Source organism: Aquabacterium sp., from assembly GCF_004297345.1.
Taxonomy (GTDB): Bacteria; Pseudomonadota; Gammaproteobacteria; order Burkholderiales; family Burkholderiaceae_C; genus Aquabacterium.
The window spans coordinates 1-8,031 of record NZ_SCTN01000364.1; the positions used below are offsets into that span (position 1 = coordinate 1).

The 8,031-nt window shown below is 55.9% G+C and carries 9 protein-coding genes; 7 read left to right on the forward strand and 2 right to left on the reverse strand.

Annotation, left to right across the window (positions count from 1 at the left end; all coding sequences use genetic code 11):
• Positions 1 to 59: 59 nt before the first annotated feature.
• On the reverse strand, positions 60 to 377 hold the full coding sequence (locus EPO09_RS13730) for a hypothetical protein (protein WP_290643887.1): 318 nt from the start codon (positions 375 to 377) through the stop codon (positions 60 to 62).
• A 400-nt stretch (positions 378 to 777) separates the two neighbouring features.
• Here EPO09_RS13730 and EPO09_RS13735 point away from each other — a divergent pair, with 400 nt between their 5' ends.
• The 4 genes from EPO09_RS13735 (at position 778) to EPO09_RS13750 (ending at position 4,536) form a co-directional block, all read left to right on the forward strand.
• Positions 778 to 909: a hypothetical protein gene (locus EPO09_RS13735; protein ID WP_290643888.1), complete on the forward strand. Its 132-nt coding sequence runs from the start codon at positions 778 to 780 to the stop codon at positions 907 to 909.
• A 524-nt stretch (positions 910 to 1,433) separates the two neighbouring features.
• Positions 1,434 to 2,411 (forward strand): DUF932 domain-containing protein, encoded by a 978-nt coding sequence (locus EPO09_RS13740; RefSeq protein ID WP_290643889.1) that lies wholly within the window; start codon positions 1,434 to 1,436, stop codon positions 2,409 to 2,411.
• An 89-nt stretch (positions 2,412 to 2,500) separates the two neighbouring features.
• Positions 2,501 to 3,508: a lambda-exonuclease family protein gene (locus tag EPO09_RS13745; RefSeq protein WP_290643890.1), complete on the forward strand. Its 1,008-nt coding sequence runs from the start codon at positions 2,501 to 2,503 to the stop codon at positions 3,506 to 3,508.
• Positions 3,509 to 3,600: 92 nt separating this feature from the next.
• A complete protein-coding gene (locus EPO09_RS13750; protein ID WP_290643895.1) occupies positions 3,601 to 4,536 on the forward strand; it encodes a hypothetical protein in 936 nt (311 codons plus the stop codon).
• Between the two features lie 48 nt (positions 4,537 to 4,584).
• Here EPO09_RS13750 and EPO09_RS13755 read toward each other — a convergent pair whose 3' ends face one another.
• Positions 4,585 to 4,860 (reverse strand): helix-turn-helix domain-containing protein, encoded by a 276-nt coding sequence (locus EPO09_RS13755; RefSeq protein WP_367114670.1) that lies wholly within the window; start codon positions 4,858 to 4,860, stop codon positions 4,585 to 4,587.
• A gap of 226 nt (positions 4,861 to 5,086) precedes the next feature.
• Here EPO09_RS13755 and EPO09_RS13760 point away from each other — a divergent pair, with 226 nt between their 5' ends.
• The 3 genes from EPO09_RS13760 to EPO09_RS13770 all read left to right on the forward strand — a co-directional run bounded on the left by EPO09_RS13760 (position 5,087) and on the right by EPO09_RS13770 (position 7,861).
• Positions 5,087 to 6,631 (forward strand): SHOCT domain-containing protein, encoded by a 1,545-nt coding sequence (locus EPO09_RS13760; RefSeq protein ID WP_290643892.1) that lies wholly within the window; start codon positions 5,087 to 5,089, stop codon positions 6,629 to 6,631.
• 223 nt (positions 6,632 to 6,854) lie between these two features.
• Positions 6,855 to 7,067: a hypothetical protein gene (locus tag EPO09_RS13765; RefSeq protein ID WP_290643893.1), complete on the forward strand. Its 213-nt coding sequence runs from the start codon at positions 6,855 to 6,857 to the stop codon at positions 7,065 to 7,067.
• Positions 7,068 to 7,150: 83 nt separating this feature from the next.
• Positions 7,151 to 7,861: a hypothetical protein gene (locus EPO09_RS13770; RefSeq protein ID WP_290643894.1), complete on the forward strand. Its 711-nt coding sequence runs from the start codon at positions 7,151 to 7,153 to the stop codon at positions 7,859 to 7,861.
• The last annotated feature ends 170 nt before the right edge of the window (positions 7,862 to 8,031 follow it).

Consider the following 8,031-nt stretch of genomic DNA (forward strand, 5'->3'; position numbering starts at 1 on the left):
CCAGGAAGAAATCGGCGCTAGCCGCGTGAAATGCGGCAGCTCGTTTGGATCTAGCTTGCTCAGTCTGGTTCAATTCCAACGTCCGGTTCGTAAAGTACGGAGGCATAACTTTTGCACCCGATTCCAGAACCATCTGAAAGCATGAAGAGTGATCCGGCCGAAGCTGACTCAGCTAGCAATGATTTTGGATCGAATGGCGCATCAACAAAAAACCGAAGAATTGGGGTCTTTGGATTATCAATTCCCACGCGAACAATCGATATGCCTGCTTGTGAAAGCCATTTCAGCGGATCCTGAAGTTCAGAAGGCACCCATTTGGCCCAAGCCTGCCGTGGAATCCAGTGCGAAACAAATTCAGACTGTCGTGCCATTTGCATCCAAAAGCCTAACGCCATAGTTAACCGGCGGCAGAGCATGAAGTGAGGAGGGCACCGCTACAGGCAATGAAAATGCCGAAGGCATGGCCTGTAGTGCCGTCCGCGTTGACCAATCAGTAGGCTGAGGCGCGCAGGAGATGGTGTAGAGGAACCGGCAACCTGACCGTGCGCCTTTGAAGTTCTGCCTCTGCATGACAACTCCCTTGTTTTGATTTCCAAAGATTTTGCCTGATGTCGGAGGCTCTGGCCATTCAGGTTGCGATCACAGAATTTTTTGGTTACGTACTACCACCTCGATCAACAAGAAGTACCACCGTCTCAGGGATGGTTTGGCACTTTTTTTGTTCCCAAGGCCGATGCCACTCGTCGGTGTTCCTTCGTAACCAGACAGGAGAAATCCATGCGCCCCTATCCCTCCCCTCTTGAAGACCTTGCCGCATTTGCCATCGCATTTTTCAGCGGTATTGCCTTCGCCGTCAGCATGACCAGCTACGTCAAATACCTGCGCAAGGAGCAACCCCATGCTCGGTGATGATTCAGACTGGCCTGATCAGCCAGGACCTTCACCATTTGGCCTAGATCGCCAAAGCACCTCATCGAGCCAACTACGTTGCCCACAATGCAGAGGCAGTCAGGTTTCGCAGCGCCACGTCGCTAGACGCGTGGGTGGAACCATTGGCTCTATCGCTGGCGCGGTTGGTGGTGTTTGTCGTGGACTTGCTGGCTACGAAGCTGGTCTGGCCATTGGGGCGCTGGCATTTGGTCCCCCGGGTGCTGTGCTTGGAGCTGTTTCTGGCGCAGTAATCAGTGCCCTCATGGGCGGAACAACTGGCTGGACCATCGGTACCAAGCTTGGCGCGGCTATCGACACATCCATTTTGGACAACTATCGCTGTTTGTCATGCCAGCACAGCTTCAGTCCAGCTGAGCAGCCTTAAAGCTCATTTGAAGCGCCACCTCTTTGCGAGGTCGGCTGCATCCCCTTACCTCTTGTGCACGCCATCGAGCCCCTGGGCATCGGTGCGCTTTCGCACGTCTCAATAGAAAGTCACATTCATGGCTCACCTTGTAGAAAACATGGCCTATGTCGGCCAAACGCCTTGGCATGAACTCGGCCACCAGCTCCCGCCCAAACAGCCCATTGAGGTCTGGGCAAAGAGTGCCGGCATGGACTGGTCCATTTGCGAAACCCCTGTGCGCTACATGACTGAGCGCAGCGGGATGCTCGGAGAGATCAAAACGGTAGATGATCAAAAGGTCCTCTACCGCAGTGACACCAAGGCCGCCTTGTCTGTCGTTGGTGGTCGCTACCAGGTAGTCCAACCCAAGACCGTCCTGGAGTTCTATCGAGACCTCACCGAGGTGTCCGGGTTCGAGCTGGAGACGGCGGGCGTTCTCAAAGGCGGCCGCAAGTTCTGGGCATTGGCCAAAACAGGCAAGACCAGTGTGCTCAAGGGCAACGATGTTGTCCACGGCTACATCCTGCTGGCTTCGTCCTGCGATGGCACCTTGGCCACCATCGCCACGCCAACCACCGTGCGCGTGGTGTGCAACAACACCCTCACCGTGGCCCTCAATGGGGCAGCGCACGCTGTCCGGGTGCCGCACAGCACCACTTTCGACGCTCAAGCCGTCAAGCAGCGACTTGGCATTGCAGTGAGCCAGTGGGACAGCTTCATGTACCGCATGAAGGCGCTGTCAGAGCGCAAGGTCAAGAGCCACGAGTCCATGAACTACTTTCTCAGAGTCATGTGTCAGACGGACTTGTCAGGCCCTGCGAATGCGTCCAGCCCAGCCTTGGTCAACGAGCGCGCACTCAAAGCCGTGCAAGCTCTCTACGACGGCCACGGGAAAGGCGCTGAGCTGGCCTCAGCCCAAGGTACCGCTTGGGGCCTGTTGAATGCCGTCACCCAGTTCGTGGACCACGAACGCCGAGCACGCAGCCAAGATCATCGATTGGACAGTGCGTGGTTTGGTCAAGGTGCTTCGCTCAAACAACGCGCACTAGACCATGCCCTGCAATTGGTTGCCTGAATTCATTCTTTCTCGCCTACGGCATAAGCCCCGCCCAGTTAATTCTGGGCGGGGCTTCTTGTTTGTCTTGCTCAATCAATGGAATCAACATGAACAACGCACAGTCAACGCCCAAGCCCATTCGAAGCAGGCCTGCGCTCAAGCTGATCAAAACCACGGACCTCAGTCGTGACGATTGGCTCAAGGTTCGCCAAGGTGGTATTGGCAGCTCGGACGCTGCAGCCGCTGTGGGACTCAACCCGTACCAATCGCAGTTGGCACTCTGGCTGAACAAGACCGGGCGTGATGCTCTCATGGACAAGCCCGATCCAAACGACGAGACCAGCCCCATGTACTGGGGCACCTTGCTGGAACCCATCGTGGCAGCGCATTACACCAAGCGAACAGGTAACCGGGTACGCAAGGTCAATGCAGTGCTACAGCACCCAAGCAACCCATGGATGCGTGCAAACCTGGACCGCGAGGTCATGGGATGCGAAGACGTACAAATCCTGGAATGCAAGACTGCGGGACTCAACGGTTCTCGCCTGTGGCAAGACGGTGTGCCCGAATACGTGCAGATTCAAGTCATGCACCAGCTGGCCGTCACAGGAAAACAGGCTGCTGATGTGGCGGTATTGATTTGCGGTCAAGAGTTACGCGTGCACCGTATCGAGCGTGACGAAACCATGATCGCGCGCCTGATCGAGTTGGAGCGTCGCTTCTGGCAAATGGTGGCACGTGACCAGCCGCCACCAGCCGATGGCTCTGATTCTGCACACCAGGCCTTGTTGGCGCTCTACCCCCGGGACACAGGTCAGACAGTCGATCTCTCAGGGGATGTTGGCATGGCAGCCGTGTTCTCCGACTTGCTGGCCGTGCGTCAGATGCTGTCTACGCAAACGCAGTTGGAGGAACAACTCAAGCAACAGATCCAACAGCGCATGGGCGAGGCTACACGAGCCATCTTTGAGACCGGCGAGGTCAGCTGGAAGCGCTGTAAGGATGGTTTGTCCATCGACATGGACAAGTTGGAGCAAGAACACGGCGCGCTGCTTGAGCGCTATGCCACGACACGTGTTGGCACTCGGCGGTTCTTGGTCACGCCGCAAAAGTAGGCCGTCGAGCCCTTCCCTCCCCCACACACCGTGACCAGGCTTTTTTCACTGCATGCCATGGCCCATCTTCATTTCAAAGGATATTGATCATGATGCTCAAAGGACTGGCGTTGACGCCACCTGTCATTGGCCGAATCTCCATCGGCAGAGTCGTCGAACGCAATGGCAAGCGCCTGCCAGAAAAGGACGATGAGTTCACGCTAACCAGCCAGGTTCAGCAGCGCGATGGGTGGATAGCACATCCGCTCGACGAGGTATTGCGCCGGGCCAATGCCACAGCAAAGTTGCGTAGCATTCCCATTCGACTCTTGTTTGATGACCCGGACCTGAATCTGCGCGCTAGCTATAGCTTGTTTGATCGCACCACTGGTCGCCCCATCTGCGTTGGAGATGGCCAGTCGTGCCGCCGCTCAACGTCAACGGGCATGCAGGTACTGCCCTGCCCCTCTCCTGAGGCTTGTGAGCCCTCAAATGGCCAATGCAAGCCTTTTGGACGGCTCAATGTGCGAGTGGACACGGCTACCTTGGATCTAGAACGCACGGGAGCACAATCGACCAGCAAAGGTGATGAGGACGCGCTAGGCAGCTTCATTTTTCGGACCACAGGCTTCAATAGCATCCGCACCCTGGCGACTCGCCTGAGCTATTTTCATGCCGTTTCTGGTGGACGACTCTCAACGATGCCACTTGAGTTGCGCTTGCGTGGCAAGTCAACGGCTCAATCGCATAGAGCGCCGATTTACTACGTGGACTTGGCCCCACGAACAGGCTGCGCGCTAACTGAGACCGTTGCCTGGGCCCTGGCTGAGTGGGATCAGCGGCAAGCGTCTGGGTTCAACCAGGGCGCCCTTGACGAGGCAGCACGCACCGGCCTGGCGATGGGGGCGTTTGAAGAGTCTGCTGATGAGTCACAGTCAGTGGTGGAAGAGTTCTTCCCAGCCAACCACCTGGACACTGCATCAACTGACAATCAGCACCCAGCGGCCCAGCATACGCTGGCCGACAAGCTGGCACGAAAGCTCACTTAGTCCACCAAGGCAACAAAGTGAAGCCCCCTGTTAGCCGGTTGCGGGTCGTCACAAAACGGGGGGCACATTCCTCTGCACCTTCAAGCGCCGCTCAACCTCTTTGAGCAAGTCAGACGGTGCAATGTCCAAGGCATCGCACAAGCGGAACACCATTCGAACGCTCGGGCTATTGCGGCCCAGTTCTATCAAGGACAAGTAATTTCGGTCCACGTCCGCGCGCAACGCCAAGTCGGTCTGTGACCACTTGCGTTTGGTTCGCAGGCTTCGCAGTGCCTGCCCGAATGCTTGATCTGGTTCCAAGGGCTTGCTCAATAAGGTGAGCAAGGTTCAGGTGCGAGAACACCCGAATTGCCGCATATATACGGCAAAATGATTCCAGTGAGTGAGACCAAAACCACCGCGGGGAACTCATCCCTGAGGCGTCAATTTGGCTGGACATATAGGCAAACACCGCTCCAGGTGGACGCCTGTCGTCCATTTCCGCTTTTCAAGAGGCTGGGCTACCACCATTCATTTAGGGGGCCTGACCGATTTCAATAGGGTTGTACTTATGAGATTCGAAATCAGCGAACGCGTCACGACCTCCCGGTCTGACAAAGAACTGCTTGCCGCGCTGCAAGCGCAATTCCAAAAGGTCGCACGCAGTGTTGACACCGAGGGGCAGCGCTTCAAGGCATCCGCCTTGGAAGCCTCCTTTGGCTCGATTAACCGCAAGGACGAAGCCCTGGTCTACGTCAAACCCATTGAGGGCGGCCAGCTCCTTGTCGCCGACGTGCTCTATCGCCCTTCCATGGCGTTCTGGATCATTTTGCTGATCACGGCGTTCTCGGCGATCGGCTGGCTCATTCCCATATTCTTTTACATCACGCAGAAAAAGACGGTGGAACAGGCTGTGCGTACTTGCTTTGAGCGCGTCAAAAACGAGTTCACACAAGCTGGCCTTGCGCCCAGCCTTGTGCGATCCACTTCCTTTGAGGACGCCTTGGAGCAATTGGGGCGACTCAAGGACAAGGGCCTTTTGAACGACGACGAGTTTGCAGCCCGTAAGCAAGCCTTGCTGGATGGCCACGCGCAAGGCGCTCAGGTGCGATCACCAGCCGTGATCACTCAACATGAGGTTGCCGGCAGCGAACCAAGAACTATCCATGGCGGTCCACTCGCCCTCGACCTGGATCTTCCCCCTGGCATCAAGGGCTGGTCATGGGGCGCATTCTTCCTCAACTTCTTTTGGGCCATCCCCAATCGCACCTGGATCGGTCTGCTTACAGCCATCCCCATCATTGGATTCCCAATGCCGCTCATTTTAGGATTCAAAGGACGTGAATGGGCCTGGCGCAATCGCCAGTGGGACAGCGTTGAGCACTTCAACCGAGTGCAACGTCAATGGACAGTGGCGGGCGTCATCTTTTACGTGGTGGCCATAGTGATCATCGCTTTTGGCAAGGCATACCCATCGCTCGAAGCCAGGTTCAATCCGCAAGATGAAGGCGAACACTCGGCCCAGAAAGAACTCGGAGGGTCTCAACCCGTCCAGATTGCGCAAGCTGCACTGGACTTGGCCGCCAGTTCCGCCAGTCAGGCTCAAACACCTGCACCCACTGCAGACGACTCGACAACCAACCCGCAGCAGGATACGCAAGAAATCTTTACGGGAAACACCAATCCGCAGTTCACTGCGACCACGATGGCCGGTAGCGTGTACTTGGTCGAGGACGCACAAAAAATCCACTATCTGGCCCTCAACGGCACCCCTCTCTTCAATGGAGAAGACGCCAAGTACCAGAACCCAATCAAACTGTTCACACTCTCCAGTAATGAGCAGGCCTTGCTTGTTGAAAGCTCGGGGGGGCGAGGCACCAGTTGCGAAACGCTCTTCTTCTTCGTGCTCATCAAGCGTTCAGGGCAGGTATCTTGGACACCTGAGTTCGGCTCTTGCTTTCATGGCGGCACCTACGCCCAGTCGGGTGATCAGATTTTGCTGACGATCCCCAAGATGGGCGGCGTCAGTCGCTACGTCTTAAGAAACGGTGAGATACGGGAAGACGGTCGACTCGTTCAGATCGTTCAAAGCCGCGAAAACGACCCGGCCGACTAAGCGCACGCCCCTGCCCATCAAGCACACGTGCCGTTCACGTGTGCTTCATCGCGCTTACGGCAACTTGCCGTAAGCGAAGCCCTGGCTTGGACACACCTTCCGCTGCAGTGCGCCGGTACGCATATCCGACAAGTCATTTGGACGGACTGTTTGCCCGAGTACACGCTGGTCCCCATCCTTTCAATCAAGTACTTCAACGAGCCGCCTCGTCGGCCATTCCGTCATGAAACTCAAACACAAACTCATTCTTGCCTACGTCGCCATCGGTCTGCTGTACGCCTGCTACGCCCACTTCTTTGGCGCCAACCCCAGCAAACCATGGGGCTGGCACATCGGTCAAGGGTTGGTATGGCCTGCGGTGCTTATTCCTGGCCTTGGCTCATTGATCGGCGGCGTGATCATCATCGCCTTCGTGATCGCCATCACTGTGCTGTAAGCAAGCACGCATCCACTTCAAGTGGTCTAGCGATGAGGTATCCAAATATCAACACCACCTTACGGTGGTGCATCGGCGCAGCCATGATCATGCTGATAGCAGGCTGCGATGGCAGCATCAACTTCACCATTGACGGAGCTGTCAAACACTCGACAAACGGCGAACTATTCAGGGGCGCGGCCTTCAACCGTGAAACCTTTGATGAAGACCCGGAAAGGTCGAAGAGCCGTAGAGATCTGTACGAGTTTGTAGCGGATAAGGCGGGGGTGGACACAAAGCGCAACTTCTTGGAGACGCTGCGCGCCAATCCTCACTACAGCGACGTAGTGATCACCAGCAAGTCCTTGGCGCCAGGGGATGAAACTGTGGATGCCATACAGGTGAAATTTGACGTTGATAAACAAGTCCATGTTGCCATCAACTTCTTTCAGCCAGCGAAACGGGTCTTGGGCCCACTTCGCTTGAACAAGCTACCGATTCTGGACTCCATTGCCCTATCCATGAACGGCAGCCCCATCAGGACGACAGACGGCGACGCGATTCTGTTGGCTCGGATTTTGAGCAGTGAAGCCGACGACTTCTCAAACCGTCTGAGTAAAGCCGTTCAATCGTTGAAGGAACAAGCCATCATCGAGACACAGTGCAGGAAATCTCTGCCCAACACAGATGACTTCGAGGTAAACCCGATGCTTACTCCGCCAGAGCAAGAACAGGCTTACCGATCATTTGAGAAACGGCAGAACGAACTGGTCAAGACATGTGTTCAGCAACGCATTCGCCAAGGCAGTCGCTGAAGCAAAACAAAGCACCATAAAGCCCATCTAGACGAGAGTTGTCTAGATGGGCTAACGGGGCAACTCCATTTTTTGCTGAGCGGAGAGACTTAACAACAGAACAATAGGCGCAGTCTGGTGCGTGGTCAACGGACATGCACGCGAAGGTATCGCTGCACATTCAAAAGTCA

Bases quoted from the DNA above. Each gene is read 5' to 3' on its own strand.
- EPO09_RS13745 (WP_290643890.1), top strand. From the start codon at position 2,501: ATGAACAACGCACAGTCAACGCCCAAGCCCATTCGAAGCAGGCCTGCG.
- EPO09_RS13765 (WP_290643893.1), top strand. From the start codon at position 6,855: ATGAAACTCAAACACAAACTCATTCTTGCCTACGTCGCCATCGGTCTG.
- EPO09_RS13730 (WP_290643887.1), bottom strand. From the start codon at position 377: ATGCAAATGGCACGACAGTCTGAATTTGTTTCGCACTGGATTCCACGG.
- EPO09_RS13750 (WP_290643895.1), top strand. From the start codon at position 3,601: ATGCTCAAAGGACTGGCGTTGACGCCACCTGTCATTGGCCGAATCTCC.
- EPO09_RS13740 (WP_290643889.1), top strand. From the start codon at position 1,434: ATGGCTCACCTTGTAGAAAACATGGCCTATGTCGGCCAAACGCCTTGG.
- EPO09_RS13760 (WP_290643892.1), top strand. From the start codon at position 5,087: ATGAGATTCGAAATCAGCGAACGCGTCACGACCTCCCGGTCTGACAAA.
- EPO09_RS13770 (WP_290643894.1), top strand. From the start codon at position 7,151: ATGATCATGCTGATAGCAGGCTGCGATGGCAGCATCAACTTCACCATT.
- EPO09_RS13735 (WP_290643888.1), top strand. From the start codon at position 778: ATGCGCCCCTATCCCTCCCCTCTTGAAGACCTTGCCGCATTTGCCATC.